Here is a 23,302-nt window from a genome sequence, read left to right as displayed (position 1 = left end):
GAGCGCTATGGAGCCAGGAGATGCCTAATGCGTAGCCCGATCAAACTCGAATTTTCCGAGAAGTACGACCAGCAACATGCGCGTGAGTACTTCCTCAAGCACCAGGATGGCCTGGCGCGTCGCTTGTCCCACAAGCGTGACGAGCAATTGGCCCGTCGTGCCCTGGCGCTCGCCGGAGAGCCAGGGTTAGTGCTGGACTTGCCCTGCGGTGCAGGCCGATTCTGGCCACTGCTGGCGGAGAAGCATAATCGGGTGATCATTGGCGCCGACAACTCCGAGGCGATGATCGAGACAGCTTGTGCGGCACAGCCGCCAGAAGTGGTCGCACGGGTACGGCCTTTGCAGACCTCTGCGTTCGCTATCGATTTGCCGGATAACGCGGTGGACAGCATTTTCTGCATGCGGCTGTTCCACCACATCGGCGAGACGGCCCATCGAAAGACGATTCTTTCGGAGTTTCATAGAGTTAGCCGTGACAGCGTAATCCTGTCATTGTGGGTGGACGGTAACTTCAAGGCCTGGCGTCGGCAGAAGCTCGAACAGCGCCGTAGCGCCAAAGCCGAGCAGGGCAGTTACCAGAATCGCTTCGTGTTACCAGCGGAGACAGTTGAAGAAGAATTCCAGGCTGCGGGCTTCAGAATTCAGGAACGCCTCGATTTCCTGCCGTTCTATGCCATGTGGCGGGTTTATGTATTGCGTAAGGGGTAAGGTTTGATGGCTGTAGCCCAGAGAGGGGAGTCACGCTTCGATTATTACTGGCGTCAGCAGGGCGAATGGGTGGAAGAACCCAACCAACGGCGCGGCGGTGAAAGTGGGGTACAACGGCTCAATGATGGCAATGGCAAGTTGCTTTATGCCAAGCGCCAGGTTGGCCACATCTACCGCAGCCTGTTGCATCCATTCGGCAGGCCTACGGTATTGCGTGAACTCGACGCACTGAACAGCTTCGAGCAACTGGGTGTGCGGGTACCGCGCATCGTCTTTTGCGGTGCCGAGCGCGATGCCGAGCACCAATGGCGGGCACTGCTGGTCAGCGAAGCCTTGGATGGTTTCGTCGAGCTCGACACCTGGCATGCCGAAGGTGCCCGTGAGCGCTATCCGCACGTGGTACATGAGCGGATGCTCAAGGACTTGGCCGACAACCTGGCGCGCATGCACCTGGGGCACTGGCAGCATGGTTGTCTGTACGGCAAGCACGTTTTCATCAAGGTGATCGGCGAGGGTGAGCAGGCCCGCGTCGAAGTGGCTTTGCTCGATCTCGAGAAGTGCCGGCGCCGCATCAGCTGCCAGCGCGCGGCCGGTAACGACCTGCGCCAGCTGCGCCGCCATTCGTCGCTCAACGACGCAGAATGGCAATCGCTGCTCTATTTTTATGAGATGGCGTTTGGCAGCGTTGTCAAAGGGTTAGGGCAATGAAACTAGAAATCGCTCGAGCTTTGTTTCTGGTAGCTGGCTTGGCGGTGACCACGGTGGCGGTCGCCGCCTGGGAAGAACCGCGGCCAGTGGTGTTCAGCAAGGCTGAACAGGCAGAGCAGTGTGCGTTGCCGAGGGATGTGAAGCAACAGCAGGCCCAGGCGCAGCCTGATCAGGACCTGTTGCTGTTCCTGTTCGGCTTGCGGCAGGGGTTGCGGCCGTTCGGCTGACCTTGTTCGAGCAACTGAGGCCCCGCGATTGCGGGGCTTTTGCATTTCTTGTATTGGCTTTGCCGGCCCTTTCGCGGGACAAGCCCACTCCCACAGATACCCCATTGACCTGAATGAAGTGATGAACCTGTGGGAGCGGGCTTGTCCCGCGAAAGGGCCGGGTCAGGCTACGACGGGTTTCTGGTCCACTGCTTTATGCGCCAACAGGGTGTAAATGCAAGGCAATACAAACAAGGTAAACAAGGTCCCAATCGACATCCCCGTCGCGATCACCGTGCCGATATCGAAGCGGCTCACCGCTCCGGCCCCGGTCGCCATAATCAGCGGCACCATGCCGAACACCATCGCTGCCGTGGTCATCAGCACCGGCCGTAAACGAATTGCCGCAGCCTCTTCGATGGCCTCCCGCACGCTCAGGCCCTTTTCCTCACGCAACTGGTTGGCGAACTCGACGATCAGGATGCCGTGCTTGCTGATCAAGCCGATCAGCGTCACCAGCCCGACCTGGGTGTAGATGTTCATGCTGGAAATACCCAGGAACAATGGTAACAGCGCCCCGCAGATCGAAAGCGGCACCGTCACCAGGATCACCAACGGGTCGCGGAAGCTTTCGAACTGCGCCGCCAGCACCAGGAAGATGATCGCCAGCGCCAGGCCGAAGGTCACCCACAGCGCGCTGCCTTCCTGGATGTACTGGCGTGCGGCGCCGGCATAGTCGAAGGAGAACCCCTCCGGCGCTTCCTCGGCAGCAATATCCCTGACCGTCTGCAACGCCTCGCCGATGCTGACCAGGGGCACGCCCTGGATGATCGCCGAATTAAGCTGCTGGAACTGGTTGAGCTGGCGTGGCCGGGCGCGGTCGCTGAGCGTAATCAGGGTCGACAAGGGCAGCAACTGGCCTTGGTCGTTCTTCACGTAATAATTGTTCAGCCAGCCGGCATTGTCCCGGTAGGGCCGTTCGACCTGGGCGATCACCTTGTAGCTTCGGCCCTCCAGGGTAAAGCGATTGATCTCTGCCTCGCCCAGCAGGGTGGCCAGCGTGCCACCGAGAATATCCATGGACACGCCCATCTGCGCCGCCTTGGCCCGGTCGATATCGACCACCACTTCGGGCTTGTCGAAGGCCAGGTCGATGTCGAGGAAGGCGAATTTGCCCGAGGCCTGGGCGCGCTCCTTGACCCGCTGGGCCACCTCCAGCAGCGCTGGGTAATCGCCTGCGGTGTTGATCACGAACTGGAATGGCAGGCCTTCGCCGGTGCCCGGCAACGACGGCAGGTTGAAGCCGAAAATCTGTAGCCCGCCGATTTCTTCGAGCTTGCCCTGCACCAAGGGCAGCAACTCCATTTGCGTGCGGTCGCGCTCGTTCCAGGGTTTGAGCAGGAAGCCGCCGATGCCGCTCTGCACACCATTGAAACCGTTGATCTGGAACGACGAGTAGTATTCGGGGAAGGCCTTGAACAACGGCGTGAACTGGTCGGTGTAGGCGTTCAGGTAGTCGAGGTTGGCCGGCTGCGGCGAGCTGCTCATCATGAAGATCACCCCTTGGTCCTCGTTTGGCGCCAGTTCGTTCTGGGTGAACTTGAGCAGCACCGGGATCAGGCACAGGATGATCACGGCGAACACCAGCACCACCGGGCGGCTGTCCAGGGTGGTGTGCAGCAGGCGCTGGTAGCGGCCCTTGAGGCGTTCGAACACCACGTCCAGGCGATGGGCCAGGCCGTGGGCGTTCTGCTCCTGGCGCAGCAGCAGGGCGCACATCATCGGCGACAGGGTCAGCGCGACGATGCCAGAGATGATCACAGCACCGGCCAGGGTCAGGGCGAACTCCTTGAACAGGGCGCCGGTAAGCCCGATAAGAAAGCCGATCGGCGCGTATACCGCCGCCAGCGTGATGGTCATCGACACCACCGGCATGGCGATTTCCCGTGCACCTTCCAACGCGGCGTCGAACGGAGTTTTGCCTTCCTCCATGTGCCGGTGGATGTTCTCCACCACGACAATGGCGTCGTCCACCACCAGGCCGATGGCCAGCACCATCGCCAGCAGGGTCAGCAGGTTCAGCGAGTAACCCATCATCTGCATGAAGAACAGCACGCCGATCATCGACAGCGGAATGGTCACCACCGGGATCAGCACCGAGCGCAGGGCGCCGAGGAACAGGAACACCACCACGATGACGATCAACACGGCTTCGCCCAGGGTCTTGATCACTTCGTCGATGGACGCCTGGATGAACAGCGTGGCGTCATAGGCGATGGACACCTTGAGCGCGGAAGGCAGTTGGCTTTCCAGCTCCGGCATGATCCGCCGGACTTCCTTGATCACATCCAGCGGGTTGGCTGCCGGGGTGGCCTTGATGCCGATGTACACCGACGGCGTGCCATCGAACGAGCTGACCGTGTCGTAGTTCTCCGCGCCCATCTCCACCCGCGCCACATCGCCCAGCAACACGCGGCTGTTGCCGGCGGTCTTGACCGGCAGCGCGGCAAACGCCTCGGCCGATTTCAGCTCGGTGTTGGCGTTGATGCTGGTGACTACATACTCGCCCTTGACCTCACCGGCGGCGGCGAGGAAGTTGTAGCGGCGCACGGCATTGGTCACGTCAGTGGCAGCCAGGCCGAAACCGGCGAGCTTTACTGGGTCGATCCAGATGCGCATGGCGAACACCTGGTTGCCGAGAATCTCGGCCTCGGCCATGCCCGGCAACGTCGCGAGTTTTGGCTGGATGACCCGGGACAGGTAGTCGGTGATTTGCGGGTTGCTCATTTCCTCGCTGTAGAAGCTGACGTACATCAGCGCCGAGGCGTCGGCGGCTTCCTTGCTCAGCACCGGGTCTTCGGAATCCTGCGGCAGCTGGTTGCGCACTTCGTTGGCCTTGGCCAGCAACTCGGTGAACAGGCGGTCGCTGTCGGCGCCGATACGCGCGTAGATGGAGATGATCGAGAAGTTCTGACGGCTCACCGAGGTCATGTAGTCGATGCCTTCGGCGCTGGCCAGGCTCTGCTGCAGTGGCTGGGTGATGTAGCCCTGGATGGTCTCGGCGTTGGCCCCGGGGTAGGCGGTGGTCACCGTGATCAGGGCATTTTCCATTTGCGGGTACTGGCGGATCTGCAGCTTGCTCCAGGCCTGGAAACCCAGCAGCAGGATCAGCAGGCTGACCACGCTGGCCAGGACCGGGCGGCGGATGAACGGGTCGGTGAATGCCATGCCTGCCTCCTGGTCAGTTCGCGCGCGGGGTGCCTGCATCGGGTTTGAGGGCCGTGTCCTGGCCGATGCGGATGGCCGCACCGGGGGTCAGCTTGAGCTGCCCGGCGGTGACCACTTGCTCACCGGCCGTGAGCCCCTTGCTGATCACCACCACGCCATCGCGGCGTTCGCCGGTCTGCACGCTGCGCTGTTCGGCGCTGAGTTGCGGCTGGCCCTTGTCGTCTTGCTCGGGGTTGCCGTCCTTGTCCTTTTTCGGTGTGGCGACATGCACCGAGTTGCCATACAGCGTGTAGGTAATGGCGCTTTCCGGCACCACCACCTGCGGACGTGGGTCAGGCAGCAGCACCAGCAAGTTGGCGAACATGCCCGGCAGCAGCTTGCCGTCGGGGTTGGCCAGGGTCGCGCGCACCAGCAGGTTGCGTGTGCTCTCTTCGACCTTGGGGTTGATCGCGCTGAGGCTGGCGGGGAAGGTCTGGTCGGGGTAGGCGGCGACTTGCACCAGTACCTGTTGGCCGAGGCTCAACTGCGGCAATGCCTGTTCCGGCACGTTGAAGTCGACGTACAAGCTGGACAGGTCCTGAAGGGTAGCGATCACCGTACCCGCGGCCAGGTAGTCACCGACATCCACCTGGCGGATGCCGATGGTGCCGCTGAACGGGGCACTGATGCTCTTCTTGGTTTTCGATGCCTTGAGTTGGTCGACCACCGCCTGGTTGCGACGATACTGAGCGGTGAGGCGGTCGTACTCGCCCCGGGAAATGGCCGAGTCACCGACCAGTTGGCTGCCCCGGCCGAAGTCGACCTTGGCCAGGCCCAGGTCGGCCTGGGCGGTGCCGAGCAGGGCGGTTTCCTGGTCGTCGTTGAGTTGCAGCAGCAGTTGCCCGACCTTGACCTTCTGGCCGGAATCGAAGTGCAGCGATTTGACCGTGCCCTCGACTTCCAGGCTCAGCTCGACACCCTGCGATGCCTTGAGGCTGCCCACGGCAGGCAGCCGCTGCTGCCACTGGCGTTCTTCGGCCAGTGCGGCGGCCACGGTGATGGGCGGCTTGGGGGCGGTGAACATCTGGATCTGCTGGTAGATCGAGAAGGCCTTGTAGCCCCCAAGGGCCAACACGATCAGCAGAACCACGGCCAACATGATGAGCATGCGGCGGCGCAGCATAAGTCCGGTTCCTTGGAAGCGTGATTGTTATTCGTTTTGACACGACAACGGGCGATCCTGCCCACGTGTGGATGGGGGAAGTATTGACTGTTTTTGGGGGGATGGGGAATTGGTTTGTATGTGCTGGCCTCTTCGCGGGACAAGCCCGCTCCCACAGCTAAGGTGTACGCTTAACTCTTGTGGGAGCGGGCTTGTCCCGCGAAGGCGGTCTCAGGCCAGGTGCAGGTGGTTGTCCCAGAAGGCTGAAGGCAGGTCCATCGGCTGCCCGATCAACTCAGCCTTACGGCAATCGTAGTAGCGGCAACGCCCCTGCCCAGAGGTGACCACAAACCCATCCTTCACCGCCCCGACCCCCGCACAATCGGGCATCGGCGCATCGAGCTTCACTGCACCGGTATCCAGGTCCCAGACAAACAGCCGGTTGGCCCGTGGCGCGGTCAGTGCCACCAGGCGCAGGTCGCTGTGGATGGCGACGCTGGCGGTGTACTGTGCCATCGATTGCAGTTGGCGCTCGGGCACCGGGAAGGCTTTGAACGGTTCGCCCGGGCGCTTGATCGCCAGCAACTCGGCGGTCTCATCGGCATCGCCCATGAACTGCTGGCAGGCGGCGATGGTGCCATCGCTGCCGACGGCCAGGTGGCGCACGCTGTTCATCTGCTGGGCCAGAGTCTCTTTGCTCAGCAGGGTGCCGTCGCGCTGCATCAGCACCAGGCTCGGCTCCATCGCGTTGAGGTTCATCTCTACCCGGCTCTCGGCCTCGGTGCGGATACCGCCGTTGGCCACGATCAGGGTCTCGCCATCTGGCAGCCAGGCCACTTCATGAGGGCCGATGCCGTGGGTCGAAATCTCGCCAGTGTGCACCAGGCGCTCGCCTTCGAAGCGGTACACACCCAGCACGCCACGTCCGGGGTCGGTGGTGTCGTTCTCGGTGGCGTACAGCCATTCGCCGCTTTTGTGGATCACCGCATGGCCATAGAAGTGCCGGTTGGGCTGCGACCTGATGGTCTGCAACAGGCGCCCGTCGCGCAGGTCGAGCAGGTAGCTTTCGGTACCGGGGCGGCGCGCGACGAACAGGGCGATCGGCAATTCAGGGTGATTGATGATGGCATGACAACGCTGGCCCACCTCGGTGCTGAACACCTGGGTGCCGTCCAGGCGGAACCCGACCGCATAGTGCTTGCCGTCGCCATCGTCACGCGCCGACAGCAGCAAGGGTTCGCTGCTTTTGTTGCGAAACAGGCTCCAGCCGCCCAGGGTCAGGGCGCTGAGCAATACGCTAGCGAGTTTGATGGCCTGGCGTCGCAGCATGATCAGTCACCGTCGTTGGCATTGAAGCCCAGCTGGATGTTCAACGCCTTGGCCAGCTCGCCTTCGTGCAGGCGGTGGACGACGTTGAGGCTATCGTAGATCTGGTTCAGGCTCTGCTGGCCGGCGTCGTCGGCCAGTAGCTCGCCCAGGGTCTTCTGGTTGTCGGCCAGCAGTTTGAGCGAAGTAGCGTAGGCGTCGTCGATCTTTTCTGCCAGGGCTTTCTGATCGCTGGGCAGCAGGCCGCGCAGGCCCTGGTTGTCGACCCCGACCCAGACGGCCTGGGCCGCTTGGAGGGTGGCTTCGATGCTCTTGATCGACGAGTGGCTGCGCCAGGCTTCGGCTTGCAGCGGCTGCGGGATGCCCTTGCTCTGGCGGCCCATCGGCGCACCGAGTTTCTTCTTCAAGGTATCCAATGCAGTGACTTGGGAACGCAGCAGGTCGGCGATGGCTTCGTGGGAATCGGCGTAGCGCTGGTTGGGGAACTTGGTCATCTGCGACAGCATGCCGTCGGTGCTGTTCCAGCCCTTGAGGATCTCTTCGGCCAGGGCCTTCTGGTGTTCTCCGATGGCGACCAGCAGCGGGCAATAGCGGGCCTTCTGCTCGGCCGTGGCGATGTCCGGCTTGCTGTCGAACAGGATGTACTCGTAGGCCGACAGGCCGCGCACCACGACGCTGGATTTGCCCAGGGTTTCGGCATCTACCGGCTTGTCGCCGTTGACCAGTTGCTCGACCTGGCGGCCGACCAGGTTTTTCTTGTCGGGCCAGAACTGTACCTGCCAGGCGCGGTTGCCTTCGGCCAGAGGGCCGACCAACAGGGGCTGCAGCTCGGCCCAGGCTTTTTGAGCGTGGAGGAAGTCGGCGCGCGCGGTGTCCAGGCTTTGTTTGCCTTCGCAGTAGGCCAGGGCGCTGACGGCCAACTGGCGATCGGCTTCGACCCAGCGGCTGTAGGTCGGCAGGATCACCTGCTTGGCGATGGCGGCGGAGGTCACGGCCTGTGGGTCCTGCGGCGAGCAGGCACCGAGGGCGAGTGCGGCGAGGCTGGTGAACAACAGTTTGGGTCGGAACATGCCCGGCTCCTTGCGCGTTTAAAGAGAGTTCAGGAATGCCAGCAACGCGGCGCGCTGCTCGGCATCGAAGGTCAATACATGATCGCGCGCCGCCTGCGCTTCGCCGCCGTGCCAGAGCACGGCTTCGAGCAGGTTGCGAGCGCGGCCGTCGTGCAGGTACTGGGTGTGGCCACTCACGGCTTCAGTAAGGCCGATGCCCCACAGCGGCGCGGTGCGCCAGTCCTGGCCGTTGGCGGCGAATTCGGTGCGCTCGTCGGCCAGGCCTGGGCCCATGTCGTGCAGCAGCAGGTCACTGTAGGGGCGGATCACCTGGCCGGCCAATTCGGGTTCGCTGGCGTCGGCGGCGGTGGTGAACTGTGGTGTGTGGCAGCCCTGGCAACCGGCTTGATAGAACAGGTTCTTGCCGGCGAGCACCTGCGGGGCGCCGACATCGCGCCGGGCTGGCACGCCGAGGTTGCGGGTGTAGAAGGTCACCAGGCGCAGGATGTTGTCGCTGACTTCCTTCTCGCCGTCGGTGCCGTCGCCATTGGCGGCGGCCAGGCAGTCGGGCTGCGCCAGGGTGCAATCGTCCTTGGGCTGCAGGGTGCTGGTCAGGCCCATGTCGCCGTTGAAGGCGTGCACGTTCTGCTGGTTGACGTTGGGCTGCCCGGCCTTCCAACCGAAGCGGCCGACCACGGTGGTGCCCTGGGCGTCGTCCCAAACCCGGTTGGCGCGCCCGCGAATGCCATCGCGGTTGCGATCGTCCGGGTCTTCGTTGGCCAGGATGTCGGCTTCGGGGATGGCTTCTAGCAGGCCTAGGCCGATCATCGGCGGTGCCACGCGTGCGGAGAAGCGTGTATCGGGATGCATCGGTCCGTAGCCGAGCTGGGTGATCTGCAGGGTGGGGTGGCGTAGTTCGACCTGGTGGCCGTCCTTGAAGGATACGGTCTGGTTTTCGTAACTCACCCGTACCTTGCCCTCGGGGGCCACGCCTGGAATGGCCATGTCCTGCAACTGGGTGCCGTAGACCGGTTCCGGGACGACGCCCAGGCGCTCGATTTCCTTGGCCAGATAGGGCTGGTCGGGGATCGACAGGCGCACCAGCATCGACACGGCGTTGCTGTCACCGGCCTCCGGCGGATGGCCGCGACCGTCGCGCACGTGGCAGTTTTGGCAGGCGTTGGTGTTGAACAGTGGGCCCAGTCCATCGCGTGCGGTGGTGGTGGACGGGGCGATTACCCACGGGTTGCGGAAGAAGCTGTTGCCGACGGCAAAGTCCAGGCGACGTTCGGGCGTGAGGTTGGCCGACGGCAGGGAAAAAGCGTTGCGATCACTGCGCTGGACTGTCGCCTGGCCACCGGACAGCGCTTCGCCGGGCTCGGCCTGGGTGAAACGCGGGGCGTCGTCACAGGCGGCGAGGGCGAGGGCCAGCAGCGGAAGGGACAGTCGGGACAGCGACAAGGACATGCAAAATCCTGGGCGTGGGCGAAAAACCGGCGTGCAAGCTTAGCAGGGTGGGGGAGTTTGAATAAGAGCAATTTGCAATTGCTGGATGAAATTGGTGTCAGGTGGGGCCTCTTCGCGGGGCAAGCCCGCTTCCACAGATACCGGGGTGCACTCAGGATACCTGTGGGAGCGGGCTTGCCCCGCGAAGAGGCCGGCACTGACAAAAAAGGCGACCCGAAGGTCGCCTCTCTCAGAACACCATCACCACCGAATCAGAACTCGTGATCGGCAGTGTCCGGGTTCAGGTTGGCAATGCCCAGCTTACCCGCGGCCTGCTCGATCGCACCGGTCTGCTTGACCAGCGATGCGATGGCATCACGCACGATCTGATTGCCCGCAGCGTTGTCGGCGGCGATCAGCTGGTCGTAGTGCTCGCCCTTGAGCGCGTGGTCGACCATGACCTGGATTTTCGCCTCGGTGGCTTCCAGGTCGGCCTTCAGGGTAGCGTCGGCGGTCGGGTCGGCCTTGGCCACCAGCGACGACAGGCTCGGGCCGGTCAGCTTGGTGCCGTCGGCGCGGGTGTACTCGCCCAGGTAGACGTTGCGGATGCCCTTGGCGTCGTAGAAGTGCGAGTAGTGGGTGTTATCGCTGAAGCAGTCCTGCTCGTCTTCCGGCGAGTTGGCTTCCAGTGAGACCTTCATGCGCTCGCCCGCCAGTTCGCCCAGCGACAGGCTGCCCATGCCGAACAGCATCTTGCGCAGGCCGTCGGTGACAGGCTCGGCTTCCAGGGTGGCGCGGTAGTTGTCGGCGACGTTCGGCGCCCAGTTGCCGACCATCTCTTCAAGGTCCTTGACCAGCAGCTCGGTGACCGACTTCAGGTAGGCACGGCGACGGTCGTTGTGGCCACCGGTGGCGCCTTTGCCTTCGAGGTAGTCGGAAGCCGGGCGATTGCCCGCGCCAGGGCCGGTACCATTGAGATCCTGGCCCCAGAGCAGGAATTCGATGGCGTGGTAGCCGGTGGCGACGTTGGCCTCGGAGCCGCCTAGCTCGTTCAGGCTGGCCAGCTTCTCGGCGGTGATGTCCTTGACGTCGACTTTCTCTTCGCCGACCTGGATCTCGGTGTTGGCGATGATGTTGGCGCTGGCCGCCGGGTTGCCCAGGGCGTGCTCGTAGCTCTTGTCGACGTAGTCGATCAGGCCTTCGTCCAGGGGCCAGGCGTTCACCTGGCCTTCCCAGTCGTCGATGATGGTGTTGCCGAAGCGGAAGGCTTCGCTCTGCAGGTACGGAACGCGTGCGGCGGCCCAGGCAGCCTTGGCGGCTTTCAGGGTGTCGTCGTTCGGCGTTGCGAGGAATGCGTCGATGGCGGTCTGCAGGGTCTTGGCGGTGCTCAGCGAGTCGCTGTACACGGCGTAGACCATCTCGGCGTAATGCTTGACCACGGCCTTGCCGGCCGCTTCGTCGACAGCCCCGGGCGCCGCAGCGGTGGTGCTGGCGGCAGCAGGTGCCTGAGCTTGCGGGGCGGCGGCCTTGTCGTCCTTGCCCTCACCGCAGCCGGCGAGAGCGATGGCGATGGCCAGCAGACTGGCGGAGGCCAGAGGCATTCGAATCATTATGGGTTTCCCTGCGTCGTGTGGTTGGACAGTGCGCCGTGGCACGTGAAACCGCAACATCATGCGAAAGATTTGCATTTGCTGTAAAGGGGCCAGCACGCAATTGATGTAAATGCGCCGCTACAGGGCTGAGACCTGATTACGCTGCGCCTGGCGCAGGAAACTGGTCAGCTCGCGCGCCGACAACGGCTTGCTGTAGTGGTAGCCCTGACCTTCGTGGCAGCCTTGGGCGATGATGTAGGTTTCCTGTTCGGCGGTTTCCACACCCTCGGCGATCACTTGCATGCCCAGGCTCTTGCCCAGCTGGATGATCGCTCGAACGATGGTGGCATCGTCGTCGTCGTCGAGCAGGTCCTGGACGAAGCTCTTGTCGATCTTGATCTTGTCCAGCGGCAGCGACTTGAGGTAGCTCAGCGACGAGTAGCCGGTGCCGAAGTCGTCGATGGCAATCATCGCCCCGGAGCGGCGCAGGCTCAGCAGGTGCTGAGCGGCGGTGGTGATGTCTTCCATCAGGCCGGTTTCGGTCACCTCCAGTTCCAGGCTGCGCGGCGGCAGGCGGTAGGCTTGCAGCAGGTTGTTGACCACCCGGGGCAGCTCGTTGTGGTGCAACTGCACCGTGGACAGGTTGACCGCCATGCGCAGCTCGCTGAAGCCCAGGTCGTGCCATTCGCGCAGTTGTCGGCAGGCCTGGTCGAGCACCCATTCGCCGATGGTGATGATGTACCCGTTCTGCTCGGCCAGCGGAATGAACTGGTCCGGCGGGACCAGGCCCAGCTCCGGGTGCTGCCAGCGCAGCAAGGCTTCGACACCCACCACGCGGTGGTCGCGGTAGCTGATCTGTGGCTGGTAGACCAGGTACAGCTGGTTGCGCGACAGGGCTTCGCGCAGGTCCTTTTCCAGCTCGCGGCGGCGGCGCATCTCGCTGTCGACGCTGGCAATGTAGAACTGGTAGCGGTTGCGCGAGCGAGCCTTGGCCAGGGTCATGGTCTGCTCGGCTTTTTGCAGCAGTTTCTCGGTGCTGTCGCCGTCTTCGGGGAACAGCGTAATACCGATGGTGGCGCGCAGGCGGATCTGTTGATGGTCGAAGCCGAACGGCACCTCCAGGTCATCGAGGATGCTCTGGGCCAGCTCCGCAGCTTCGTAAGGCTGCTCGATATTGGCCTGGACCAGGGCAAACTGGTCGCCGCCCAGGCGGGCCAGTGCGCCCAGCCGGCCACTGTGGGCCCGCAGGCGGTCGGCCAGGGCCAGTAGCAGCTGGTCGCCAACCTGGTAGCTGAATTGTTCGTTGATGCCCTTGAAGTCGTCCAGGCCTACGCACAATACGGCGACGCGGTGCTGCAGACGGCCGCCGTCGACCAGAATCTTGTCCAGCTGTGCCTGCAATTGCTGGCGGTTTGGCAGGCCGGTCAGAAAGTCGTACTGGGCCATGCGCTGCAGGCTGTTCTCGGCCTCGTGGCGCAGGTGGGTATTGCGCTCGATCGAGGCCAGCAGCTGGTTGGCGGTATTGACCCAGATGCCCAGCTCGTTTTTCTCGTGGCCCTTCAGCAGCGGAATCTGATGCTGGCTAGGCCGGTCGGGATTGATCTGGGTGAGGTGCTCGATGATCTTCGACAGCGGCTTGGTCAGCAGCCAGTGGTAGACCAGGTAAAGCACCAGGCCCATGGCCAGCGCACGCAGCACGCCGGAGATGAAGATGATGATGGCGTTGATCAGGAAGTCTTCACCGTAGGACGCGGTGTCTAGGGTGATGCTGAGGTCGCCGTAGTACTCGCTGTATGGGCCGCGGCCGACCAGCTGGGTGGTGAAGGTGCGTTCCTGGCCGAGGATCAGGTCGGTCAGCCAGCGCATGGAAGCGTCCTGCAACGGGCGGGACTTTTCCGCCAGCATGGTTTCGTTGGGGTGGCCGATCGAGGCCTGGCGCACCGACTCGTCCTGGAACAGGCCCTCCATCACCTGCATGCCCATTTCCCGGTCGAGGCTGTATACCGCCTGGGTAGAAGGGTCGCGGAACATGTCGAGAATGCGCTGAGCGTCATTGGTGACGGCCTGGCGGGTCTTGTAGGTGTCGTAGACGATCTGTGCGCAACTGAGAACGACGCCGACCGCCAGCGCCGAAAGAAGCACGACCCTGAGCAACTTGACCGATAAGCTGTTCCGCAATTCCAGCTTCAATGGGGTTTCCTTAATCCATGCGCATGGCATCATTTTGCCATTAACGTTGGCAATACACTATCGGCCGGTAGGGCGGTCCTGAGCAGTGTATCGGTTGCCTGACCCTGCAACTTGAGTGCGCTGTAGCGAACATCCAGAGGTTTGATGTTAGCGCGCTATCCGGGCTGAGCAAGAGCCCGGCAAAAAACGGATGATTGGATCCAACAATCATAAAAAAACCCGGCGCATGGCCGGGTTTCTTGTTCAAGACGTGAGCACTCAGGCCTTGAAGGTCTTGCCTTCGAACTGCTCGGCAACGAAAGCCCAGTTGACCAGGTTCCAGAACGCCTCGACATACTTAGGACGCACGTTGCGGTAGTCGATGTAGTAGGCGTGTTCCCAGACGTCGCAGGTCAGCAGCGGGGTGTCGCCGCTGGTCAGCGGGCAGCCGGCGCCGATGGTGCTGGCCAGGGCCAGGGAACCGTCGGCTTTCTTCACCAGCCAGCCCCAGCCGGAACCGAAGGTGCCTACCGAAGTCTTGGTGAACTCTTCCTTGAACTTGTCGAAGGAACCGAAAGCGGCGTTGATGGCTTCAGCCAGGGCACCGGTAGGTTGGCCGCCGGCGTTAGGCGCCAGGCAGTTCCAGTAGAAGGAGTGGTTCCAGACCTGCGCGGCGTTGTTGAAGATGCCGCCCGAAGAGCTCTTGACGATCTCTTCCAGGGTCTTGCCTTCGAATTCGGTGCCTGGGACCAGGTTGTTCAGGTTCACGACATAGGTGTTGTGGTGCTTGTCGTGGTGATACTCCAGGGTTTCCTTGGAGATGTGCGGCTGCAGGGCATCGTGGGCGTACGGCAGCGGCGGCAATTCAAAAGCCATGGTAGATCTCCTGATTCAGGTCTAGTTCGCGGTTTGCGCAGGGCCGATCACGGGCGGCCCTATGTGCGTCGGCGAGTTTGTACTCTTTGCGACGCAAGGGCTGGATCATAGCACCAGCCCCGGCGCATAACCACGCAACAAAGATAGGGAATAGAGGTTCCAGAGCGGATGGCCGGCGCCGACCGGCGGCCTTCAATTGAAGATGAGCTGCGCCGCCACGGCGAACATCATTACCGCCACCATCAGGTCGAGCATGCGCCAGGTGGCCGGGCGGGCCAACCAGGGTGCGAGCCACGCAGCACCGATCGCCAGGGTCGAGAACCACACCAACGAAGCACTGGCGGCACCGGCGACGTAGGCACCGGGGACGGTCTGCTGGGCGCCGAGCGAACCGATCAGCAGCACGGTGTCGAGGTATACGTGTGGGTTGAGCAGGGTTACTGCCAGGGCACTGAGCAACACCGCGCGCCGTGAGCGCACGCCCTGGCCTTCCTGGTGTTGCAGGCTCTGTTTGGAGCAGGCGCTGCGCAGCGCCTTGGCGCCGTACCAGATCAGGAACACCGCGCCACCCCAGCGGGCGATCGCCAGCAGCGTCGGATTGTGCGCCAGCACCGTGGCCAGGCCGAAGACCCCGGCCGCCACCAGCAGTGCATCGCAGACGATGCACAACGCTGCCACCGGCAGATGATGTTCGCGGCGCAGGCTTTGCGCCAGGACGAAAGCGTTTTGCGCGCCGATAGCCATGATCAGGCCGAAGGCGACCAGCATGCCGTTCAGATAGCTTTGCCACATGGCTGAAACTCCATAAAAGATGCTGGCTATTGTGAAGACCGGCGCTGTATAAGAAAAACCAATAAAGCTCATACATCATTAGGAAAATCGATGTTCGACTACAAGCTGCTTGCCGCCCTGGCGGCGGTGATCGAGCAAGGTGGTTTCGAGCGGGGCGCGCAGGTGTTGGGGCTGTCGCAATCGGCCATTTCCCAGCGCATCAAACTGCTTGAGGCGCGGGTCGGCCAGCCAGTGCTGGTGCGCGCAACGCCGCCGAGCCCGACCGAAGTCGGCCGCCAGTTGCTCAACCATGTGCAGCAGGTGCGCCTGCTCGAACGTGACCTGCAGCGCCAGGTGCCGGCACTGGACGAGGAGGGCATGCCGGAACGCCTGCGCATCGCGCTCAACGCCGACAGCCTGGCCACCTGGTGGGCAGGTGCGGTGGGCACCTTCTGCGCCGAGCATCAATTGCTCACCGATCTGGTGGTGGAAGACCAGGAGGTCGGCCTCAAGCGCATGCGCGCCGGCGAAGTGGCGGCGTGCCTATGTGGCAGCGAGCGGCCGGTGGCTGGCGCGCGCAGCCTGCCGCTAGGTGCCATGCGCTATCGAGCGCTGGCCAGCCCGGCGTTCATGGCGCGGTATTTCCCGCAGGGGTTCGAGGCCAGGCGCCTGGCGCGCACGCCGGCGATTGTCTACGGTCCGGACGATTTCCTGCAGCACCGTTACTTGGCGTCGCTGGGGATCGAGGAGGGTTTCCTGCATCATCTCTGTCCGTCGTCCGAAGGCTTCCTGCGCATGACCGAAGCTGGCCTGGGTTGGGGCCTGGTGCCCGAGTTGCAGGCGCGCGAACAGCTGGCAGAGGGCAAACTGATGGAAATATCAGTCGATACCCCTATCGATGTGCCGCTGTACTGGCATCATTGGCGCAATGGCGGGCAACTGCTCGCGCAACTGACCGAACACCTGCGGCACACGGCACGGCATTGGCTGGTGCCGTTGTAACGGCGGCCGGCGTCTGTTGCATCTGAAATCTGAGGCGGAGTGTTACATGCGAATTCTGGTCACGGGCGCGAGCGGCTTCATCGGCGGGCGCTTTGCACGCTTTGCCCTGGAGCAGGGCCTGGATGTGCGGGTCAGCGGCCGGCGCGCCGAGGGTGTTGAGCACCTGGTCAAGCGCGGCGCGCAGTTCATCCCCGGCGACCTGGACGATGCCGAACTGGCCCGGCGCCTGTGCCAGGGCGTCGAGGCAGTGGTGCATTGCGCGGGTGCGGTGGGCAACTGGGGGCGCTACCAGGACTTTTATCAAGGCAATGTGGCGGTCACTGAAAACGTGGTCGAAGGGTGCCTGAAAGAGCATGTTCGACGCCTGGTGCACCTGTCGTCGCCGTCGATCTATTTCAATGGCCGTTCGCGCCTGGATATCCGCGAAGACCAGGTGCCGCGCCGTTTCCACGACCACTACGGGCAGACCAAGTACCTGGCCGAACAGAAGGTCTTCGGCGCCCAGGAGTTCGGCCTGGAAGTGTTGGCGCTGCGCCCGCGCTTCGTCACCGGTGCCGGTGATGCCAGCATTTTCCCACGACTGATGCAGATGCAGCGCAAGGGCCGTGTGGCGATCATCGGCAATGGCCTGAACAAGGTCGACTTCACCAGCGTGCACAACCTCAACGAAGCGCTGCTCAGTGCGCTGTTCGCTGACGACCGTGCCTTGGGCCAGGCCTACAACATCAGCAACGGCCAGCCGCTGCCGCTGTGGGATGTGGTGAACTACGTGATGCGCCAGATGCAGCTGCCCCAGGTCACCCGCTACCGTTCCTATGGCCTTGCCTACAGCGTGGCTGCGCTGAACGAGGCGGCCTGCATGCTCTGGCCTGGCCGGCCACAACCGACACTGTCGCGCCTGGGCATGCAGGTGATGAGCCGTGATTTCACCTTGGACATCAGCCGGGCACGGCAGTATCTGGACTACCAGCCCAAGGTCAGCCTGTGGACGGCGCTGGATGAATTCTGCGCTTGGTGGAAGCACCAGCCCCTGGGTCAGTGAACCTGACGCAGAGATGATGGTCATCAGTGCGCCGCGCGAGCGGTTTATACTCATGCCTCTTTGCTATTACTGCGGTTGAAACTACCCATGCGTAACGATGCCCACGACGATTTCGATGACGTGCCCGCCCTGCGGGCCGGTACCCCTGATGATGACGAGCTGTTGCCCGCGCATGTGTCGCGCAGCCGCCAGAAGGCCGCCAGACCGGCCAGCACCGGGCCGCTGTGGGCATTGCTCGGCGCCTCGTTCATTGCCTTGGCCGGGCTTGGCTGGTGGAGCTTTCAGCAGATCTCGCTGATGGAGCAGCAGTTGGTCGCCACCCAGGAAAGCTTTGCCCGCATCAGTGAAGACGCGGCGGGGCGCCTGCAGGCCATCAGCGGCAAGGTCGATGCCAGCGAGTCCACCAGCAGCACCGGCAGCGAGGCCCTGAAACTGCAGATTCGCCAACTGCAGGCCAGCCTGGCCGAGCAGGGCAAGCAACAGCAGGGTGTGGCCGGGCAGGCAGGTGACCTGGGCAAGCGCCTGGAGCAGGTGCTGGCCGATACCCGCGAACAGCAGAAGGCCGTGACTGAACTGCAGGCTCAGTTGCAGGCGCAATTGAAGGCGGTGAATGGCGAGCTGGCGGCGCTGAAATCGGGCCAGGTGGATGGCGGCAAGCTCGACGGGCAGCTCAAGAGCCTGAGCGATGAAGTGGCGGCGCTGAAGAAGCAGGGCAACCCCAAAGCGGCCATCGAGAGCCTGGAGCAGGATGTGCTGGTTTTAAAGAGCCAGGCGGACAATCGCCCGGCTGCGGCGCCGGCCAGTGGTGCTACGATGCAGGAGTTCGATGCGTTTCGCGGGCAGACCACGCGTAACCTGAACACCTTGCAGAGCCAGATCCAGAACCTGCAGCAGCAGATCAACGCAAGGCCTTGAGACCTCACTGCATTCTTCGCGGGGCAAGCCCGCTCCCACAGGTGTGAATTGCGACCCTGTGGGAGCGGCGGTCCGGCGACCCGGCTTGCCCCGCGAATGGGCCCCAATCACAGCCGCGGATAATCGATGTAACCCACCGGCCCCTTGGCATAAAAGGTTTCCGGATGCGCCTGGTTCAAAGGCGCATCGGCCGCCAGCCGCGCTGGCAAATCCGGGTTGGCAATGAACGGCACGCCAAACGCCACCGCATCGGCCTTACCGCTGGCCAGCGCCGCATTCGCGCTGGCTTTGTCGAAACGTTCGTTGACGATGTAAGGGCCGCCGAAGGCTGCTTTGATCAACGGCCCGATACTGTCGTCAGCCTCTTTCTCCCGCGAGCAGATGAAGGCGATGCCGCGTTTGCCCAGTTCCCCTGCCACATAGCTGAAGGTCTCGGCGCGGTCGGCGTCGCCCATGTCATGGGAATCGGCACGCGGCGCCAGGTGCACGCCGACCCGGCCGGCGCCCCATACCTCGATGGCCGCGTCGGTCACTTCCAGCAGCAGGCGGGCACGGTTTTCCAGCGATCCACCGTAGCGGTCTGTGCGCTGGTTGGTGCTGCTCTGCAGGAACTGGTCGAGCAGGTATCCGTTTGCACCGTGAATTTCCACGCCATCGAATCCGGCCGCCTTGGCATTCTCGGCGCCGCTGCGGTAAGCCTCGACAATGTCGGCGATCTCTTCGGTTTCCAGGGCGCGTGGGGTTGGGTATTCGGTGATCGGGCGTACCAGGCTGACATGGCCTTTGGGCTGGATGGCGCTGGGCGCCACGGGCAGTTCGCCGTTCAGGTAGCTGGGGTGCGAGATGCGGCCTACATGCCACAGCTGCAGGAAGATCCGCCCGCCCGCGCCGTGCACGGCTTTGGTGATGTTGTTCCAGCCGCGTACCTGCTGGTCGTTCCAGATGCCCGGAGTGTCAGGGTAGCCGACGCCCATTGGCGTCACCGAGGTCGCTTCGCTGAGGATCAGCCCTGCGCTGGCGCGCTGCACGTAGTACTCGGCCATCAGCGCGTTGGGAATGCGCCCTTCGTCGGCGCGGCAGCGGGTCAGGGGGGCCATGATGATGCGGTTGGGCAGTTGTACGTCGCCCAGCGTGATTGGATCGAAAAGCGTGGTCATAAGGGTTTACCTGCTTTGTCAGAGTGCTTGGCGCAGTTGTTCGAGGAATGCCTGGATGGCGGCGTCATTGCGTTTGAAGAAATGCCACTGCCCGACCTTCTGGCTGCTGATCAGGCCGGCGCGCTGCAAGGTCGCCAGATGCGCAGAGACCGTCGACTGCGACAGGCCGCAACGTTGGTCGATCTGCCCGGCACAGACACCGTTCTCAATGCTGTGGTGCTGGGCGGGGAAGTGCGCTGCCGGGTCTTTCAGCCAGTGGAGGATTTCTCGGCGGACCGGGTGGGCCAGGGCTTTTATTATTTCGTCGAGGTCGAGGGGCATGGGTATCAGGCTCATGGTGTAGCGGCATATCGCGATGGGACGAAATATAAATCGGTCTTTCCCGATATAGAAATATGAAGAGGTTCTGAGCTGAGCACGAATCGCTATATCGCGTTATAACGATATGAGGGCGCGTGGTGCTAGACTGCCTCCATGAACTACCTCGCACACCTGCACCTGGGCGGCCCTGCGCCGCAACAATTGCTCGGCAGCCTGTATGGCGATTTCGTCAAGGGTGGCCTCGAAGGGCGCTTCCCGCCCATGCTGGAGGCGGCGATTCGTCTGCACCGGCATATCGACAGTTTCACTGACAGCCATCCGCTGGTGCTGGCCTCGCTGGCACGCTTTCCCCGTGAACGACGGCGCTATGCTGGAATCGTACTGGATGTGTTCTTCGACCATTGTCTGGCAAAGCATTGGCACGATTATGCCGAGCAACCCTTGGTGCAGTTCACCCATGACTTTTATCAGGTGTTGTTAGCTGAACCTGAGTGGCCCGGGCGTTTGGCACATATTGCGCCGTTGATGGCTGCGGATGATTGGTTGGGTGCGTATGAGGATTTCGCGACACTGGAGAAGGTGTTCAACGGGATTGCCAGGCGCTTGTCACGCCCTCAGGGGTTGGCAGGGGTGATGGAGGAATTAGAAAAGTTGTATGAGCCGTTGCTGGCGGATTTTCGCGAATTCTATCCAAGGGTGATGGTATTTGCGCAGAGCGGAGGAATGTAAATGTACGGGACTGACCTCTTCGCGTATTGCATTGCGAAAGCTCGTACCGGATACAGTCGGCAGGTTGCGCGCCACGATAAGCTCAAAGACGCTCTCAAGTGTCGCTGAATTTTATCTGATTCCCATCTTCAACTGTTGTTATGTAAACGTAATGGGGGTTACCATTTTGATCCCGTAGCGTAATTTGAATTTTTTGCGGGTTCTCTATTTCACCTTCACCCCAATGATCGTGATCGGTATGCTTGAAACGGACGGCGTACAAGGTGTTGGGCACTCTATTTATAGGAAGATCATACTGTTCGTCATGGGCGTGTCGGCGGTGATAAAACGTTTTCAGCGAGTTGAGCGGCAGGTAATAGGCTACATTCCATTTAGATCCCCCTATGTAGTTGTCTATTATTAGGCGGTCTTGTGAGGGTGTGCTGTATACGAATTTACAAGTTGGATGTGTGCTTTTGAGTAAGTAGATGTCAATGTCTAAACCCGATTTTCCTTCTGATTCATCTCGACTAACTTCCATGCTGTCTCTTGATAAAAAGATTTTTTGACTTAGTCCATCCAAAACAGCGCTGCTGTTCGAATGTCCGGCGACGACCTCACCGGGGGTGCCAGGAGTGTCGCTGATCAAAGTAGTGTATCTGATGCCATTGATTACAATCGCTGCGCCTATCCTGGTCTTTTCATCGAGGGTCGTTTTTATCCAGAGTTGCCTTACACTCAGGCTGCTATTGTGAGGCGTGGGTTTTTCAATTGTGTCTGCGGACGACTCTGCCGGGTGGCTGTGAATGAGTAGCGTGCCATCTGATGAATACTTGAGGATGTTGAAATAGCTGTCACGCTTTTCGAAAGTTTTAGAGCTTGTAAAGAGTTTCGAGTCAAGCGGTTGTTTGCTGTCGTAGTTATAGAGACTAATTGTGTCGAGCGCGGCGTCGGAAATCGGAATTGACATGCCGTCTTTATCTTTGGCATCTATATAAATATAAATGTAAGTAGTTTGATAGCCGTTTGCGTACAGTGGGCAATTATACTTGTCAGTGCTTTCATTCAAACCTTGGATTCTGAAAGTCTTGAGGCTATCTACCCTCGAATCGTCCTGTGTTTCAGCTGTTGCGTTCAAGTGTGTCATGATCGTGCTCCTTGGGGGTGCTTTATAAAAGCACCAAAACCCAACGTTCGCACCTAGCATAATTACTAGGTCACTTGTCGTATGTTTCTGTAATAACGTGAATGGTTAAGCACACCGATAGCCCGCTCAGGCAGCCCGTACCTGCCGACGAGATGCGGTCTCGACTTCAACAGTCCCAAATAAAGCCCTGTAAATTGCCCGTTGTGCCTGAAAGGCTAACGCTGCGCGCTCTTGACCCAGGCTGGTAATGGGTTCAAGTAGGTGAATTCGCACCTGCGCACGGGGCTGAGCAAACAACCGCAGCAAGTGCGACAGCACATCATCATCGCCCACGAACGGGGCAATCGGATCGGGCTCGCCCTCACGCCGATATTCGATCGCCACCGGCTGCAGCGGCGTGCCTTGGTCGATCGCGCCCGCCAGCAAGCGGCCATGGAAAGTGCGCAGCGTGCGCCCGTCGGTGGTGGTGCCTTCCGGGAAGATCAACAGGGGGCGCGCCTGGCCCAACTGCTCAGCAATCTGCCCACGCAGGCGCTGGGCATCGCCGCCGCCGCGCCGTATGAAGAGCGTGCCGGCTTTCTCTGCCAGCCAGCCGGCCAGCGGCCAGTGGCGCACTTCGGCCTTGGACAGGAAAGACAGTGGCGTGAGCATGCCGAGCAGGGGGATGTCGGTCCAGGACACATGATTGCCCACCCAGAGCATGGGCTGCTGCGGCAGTTGGCCAATCACCTGCACGTCGAAGGGCAGCGCAGCCACCAGACGTTGCATGAACCAACGGCTCCAGCGCTGGCGCAACGCTAATGCAGCCTTGTGCCCCAGGCGCTCGCCGATGGCGATCATGCTGGCCATGACAGCGCCCAACAGCAATACCAGCAACAACCGGCCAAAACGGGCAATCACCCGCAACCGCAGCATCAGACCGCCGCCTTGAAATGACGTGCATAGCGCGGGCAAAGGTCGGCGCGCTTGAGCAGTATGAACACGTCAGCGACCTGGAAATCTTCGTCCCAGCACGGCTCGCCACAAATCTTCGCGCCCACGCGCATATAGGCCTTGAGCAGCGGCGGCATTTCGGCGATGACGTTGCTCGGCATGGCCAGGTTCGGCAGCGGCTTCTTCGGTTCGGCACGCAGGTGCTCGGTGCACAGGTAGCGTTCACGCAGGCGCTGCATGATGGCGTGGGCCTGCACGCCGCCGTCCTGCATGGGGATGCTGGCGCAGCCCATCAGGTAGCTGTAGCGGCCTTCGTTGAGTACCTCGGCCAGCTCGCCCCAGAGCACGGCGATGGTGCCGCCGTTGCGGTAGCCGGGGTCGACGCAAGTGCGGCCCAGTTCGAGGATCGGGCCCTGCAATTGCCGCAGGCCGTGCAGGCTGAATTCTTCTTCGCTGTAGAAGCGCCCCAGGCTGCTGGCGGCCTGGTGGTCGAGCAGGCGGGTGGTGGCGACCAGTTCGCCGGTGCTCAGGTCGCGCACGCCGATGTGTTGACAGTGGACATCGTAATCATCCATGTCCAGGCCCTGGTCGGCGCCTTTGAGCTTGGCCTTGAATTCTGCGCTGAACACCTTGTAGCGCAGGGCCTGTGCTTCCTGCAGGGCCGCGGCGCCGACCAGGCGCTCGGCTTGTAGACGGCGTTCAGTGCGGTTGTCGCCAGAGCGAGCGATCCGAGTCATTGCGAGTCTCCATAAGCCAGCCATTAAGGGTTGCGGCCGGTCGGCTTTGTTGTGCAAAGTCAGCCTAGGTAGGCGCGGTGTCACCTCAGTGAATCTTTGGTGATGCTTGCGTGACACCCC

General features: G+C 62.0%; 21 protein-coding genes. 7 read left to right on the top strand and 14 right to left on the bottom strand.

From position 1 onward, the window contains the following. Nucleotides 1–27 precede the first annotated feature (27 nt). Genes ACZ6YA_RS11950 through ACZ6YA_RS11940 form a run of 3 tightly spaced genes read left to right on the top strand, consistent with a single transcriptional unit; the run spans nt 28 to nt 1,643 of the window. A complete protein-coding gene (locus tag ACZ6YA_RS11950; RefSeq protein ID WP_465897321.1) occupies nt 28–708 on the top strand; it encodes a class I SAM-dependent methyltransferase in 681 nt (226 codons plus the stop codon). Nucleotides 709–714: 6 nt separating this feature from the next. Then, complete coding sequence (locus ACZ6YA_RS11945; protein WP_465897319.1) at nt 715–1,416, top strand: lipopolysaccharide kinase InaA family protein; 702 nt, start codon at nt 715–717, stop codon at nt 1,414–1,416. Next, on the top strand, nt 1,413–1,643 hold the full coding sequence (locus tag ACZ6YA_RS11940) for a hypothetical protein (protein WP_465897318.1): 231 nt from the start codon (nt 1,413–1,415) through the stop codon (nt 1,641–1,643). Before ACZ6YA_RS11945 ends, ACZ6YA_RS11940 begins: the two co-directional genes overlap by 4 nt. 162 nt (nt 1,644–1,805) lie before the next feature. Here the strand turns inward: ACZ6YA_RS11940 and ACZ6YA_RS11935 are convergent, their stop codons facing one another. From ACZ6YA_RS11935 to ACZ6YA_RS11895, 9 genes are all read right to left on the bottom strand, one after another. Then, complete coding sequence (locus tag ACZ6YA_RS11935) at nt 1,806–4,850, bottom strand: multidrug efflux RND transporter permease subunit (RefSeq protein ID WP_465897317.1); 3,045 nt, start codon at nt 4,848–4,850, stop codon at nt 1,806–1,808. A 13-nt stretch (nt 4,851–4,863) separates the two neighbouring features. Further along, nucleotides 4,864–6,012, bottom strand: coding sequence for an efflux RND transporter periplasmic adaptor subunit (locus tag ACZ6YA_RS11930; protein WP_465897316.1), 1,149 nt, complete (start codon nt 6,010–6,012; stop codon nt 4,864–4,866). 210 nt (nt 6,013–6,222) lie between these two features. Further along, on the bottom strand, nt 6,223–7,320 hold the full coding sequence (locus ACZ6YA_RS11925) for a DUF1513 domain-containing protein (protein WP_465897314.1): 1,098 nt from the start codon (nt 7,318–7,320) through the stop codon (nt 6,223–6,225). A 2-nt stretch (nt 7,321–7,322) separates the two neighbouring features. Further along, nucleotides 7,323–8,387: an imelysin family protein gene (locus ACZ6YA_RS11920; protein ID WP_465897313.1), complete on the bottom strand. Its 1,065-nt coding sequence runs from the start codon at nt 8,385–8,387 to the stop codon at nt 7,323–7,325. 18 nt (nt 8,388–8,405) lie between these two features. Further along, entirely contained in the window at nt 8,406–9,833 is a 1,428-nt protein-coding gene (locus ACZ6YA_RS11915; protein WP_465897312.1) for a di-heme oxidoreductase family protein, read from the bottom strand. Nucleotides 9,834–10,084: 251 nt separating this feature from the next. Further along, nucleotides 10,085–11,422 carry an imelysin family protein gene (locus ACZ6YA_RS11910; protein WP_465897311.1) on the bottom strand — a complete coding sequence of 446 codons (1,338 nt, stop codon included), beginning with the start codon at nt 11,420–11,422 and terminating at the stop codon, nt 10,085–10,087. Between the two features lie 120 nt (nt 11,423–11,542). After that, complete coding sequence (locus ACZ6YA_RS11905) at nt 11,543–13,594, bottom strand: putative bifunctional diguanylate cyclase/phosphodiesterase (RefSeq protein ID WP_465897310.1); 2,052 nt, start codon at nt 13,592–13,594, stop codon at nt 11,543–11,545. A gap of 258 nt (nt 13,595–13,852) precedes the next feature. Next, nucleotides 13,853–14,449 carry a superoxide dismutase gene (locus ACZ6YA_RS11900; RefSeq protein WP_465897309.1) on the bottom strand — a complete coding sequence of 199 codons (597 nt, stop codon included), beginning with the start codon at nt 14,447–14,449 and terminating at the stop codon, nt 13,853–13,855. 192 nt (nt 14,450–14,641) lie between these two features. Further along, a complete protein-coding gene (locus tag ACZ6YA_RS11895) occupies nt 14,642–15,241 on the bottom strand; it encodes a LysE/ArgO family amino acid transporter (protein WP_403134910.1) in 600 nt (199 codons plus the stop codon). Between the two features lie 90 nt (nt 15,242–15,331). Here ACZ6YA_RS11895 and ACZ6YA_RS11890 point away from each other — a divergent pair, with 90 nt between their 5' ends. The 3 genes from ACZ6YA_RS11890 (at nt 15,332) to ACZ6YA_RS11880 (ending at nt 18,179) form a co-directional block, all read left to right on the top strand. Beyond that, nucleotides 15,332–16,222, top strand: coding sequence for a LysR family transcriptional regulator ArgP (locus ACZ6YA_RS11890; protein ID WP_465897308.1), 891 nt, complete (start codon nt 15,332–15,334; stop codon nt 16,220–16,222). A 46-nt stretch (nt 16,223–16,268) separates the two neighbouring features. Further along, the gene (locus ACZ6YA_RS11885) at nt 16,269–17,264 is read left to right on the top strand and encodes an NAD-dependent epimerase/dehydratase family protein (RefSeq protein WP_465897307.1); all 996 of its coding nucleotides are present in this window, start codon (nt 16,269–16,271) and stop codon (nt 17,262–17,264) included. 87 nt (nt 17,265–17,351) lie between these two features. Next, complete coding sequence (locus ACZ6YA_RS11880) at nt 17,352–18,179, top strand: ATPase (RefSeq protein WP_465897306.1); 828 nt, start codon at nt 17,352–17,354, stop codon at nt 18,177–18,179. A 107-nt stretch (nt 18,180–18,286) separates the two neighbouring features. Here the strand turns inward: ACZ6YA_RS11880 and ACZ6YA_RS11875 are convergent, their stop codons facing one another. Both ACZ6YA_RS11875 and ACZ6YA_RS11870 read right to left on the bottom strand, forming a co-directional pair. Continuing rightward, nucleotides 18,287–19,336 (bottom strand): alkene reductase, encoded by a 1,050-nt coding sequence (locus ACZ6YA_RS11875; RefSeq protein WP_465897305.1) that lies wholly within the window; start codon nt 19,334–19,336, stop codon nt 18,287–18,289. An 18-nt stretch (nt 19,337–19,354) separates the two neighbouring features. Further along, nucleotides 19,355–19,657 carry an ArsR/SmtB family transcription factor gene (locus ACZ6YA_RS11870; RefSeq protein ID WP_465897304.1) on the bottom strand — a complete coding sequence of 101 codons (303 nt, stop codon included), beginning with the start codon at nt 19,655–19,657 and terminating at the stop codon, nt 19,355–19,357. Nucleotides 19,658–19,810: 153 nt separating this feature from the next. On the opposite strand from ACZ6YA_RS11870, the gene ACZ6YA_RS11865 reads away from it, so the two are divergent. Next, nucleotides 19,811–20,386: an acyl carrier protein phosphodiesterase gene (locus ACZ6YA_RS11865; RefSeq protein WP_465897303.1), complete on the top strand. Its 576-nt coding sequence runs from the start codon at nt 19,811–19,813 to the stop codon at nt 20,384–20,386. A gap of 94 nt (nt 20,387–20,480) precedes the next feature. On the opposite strand, the gene ACZ6YA_RS11860 is transcribed toward ACZ6YA_RS11865, so the two are convergent. From ACZ6YA_RS11860 to olsB, 3 genes are all read right to left on the bottom strand, one after another. After that, the gene (locus ACZ6YA_RS11860) at nt 20,481–21,512 is read right to left on the bottom strand and encodes a hypothetical protein (RefSeq protein ID WP_465897302.1); all 1,032 of its coding nucleotides are present in this window, start codon (nt 21,510–21,512) and stop codon (nt 20,481–20,483) included. Nucleotides 21,513–21,638: 126 nt separating this feature from the next. Further along, nucleotides 21,639–22,427, bottom strand: coding sequence for a lysophospholipid acyltransferase family protein (locus ACZ6YA_RS11855; RefSeq protein ID WP_465897300.1), 789 nt, complete (start codon nt 22,425–22,427; stop codon nt 21,639–21,641). Next, on the bottom strand, nt 22,427–23,182 hold the full coding sequence (olsB, locus tag ACZ6YA_RS11850) for an L-ornithine N(alpha)-acyltransferase (RefSeq protein ID WP_465897299.1): 756 nt from the start codon (nt 23,180–23,182) through the stop codon (nt 22,427–22,429). Before olsB ends, ACZ6YA_RS11855 begins: the two co-directional genes overlap by 1 nt. Between the last annotated feature and the right edge of the window lie 120 nt (nt 23,183–23,302).

Source organism: Pseudomonas sp. NPDC090752 (assembly GCF_055584805.1).
Note: the sequence above shows the minus strand (reverse complement) of the source record. Positions and strands in the feature narration are given on the sequence as shown.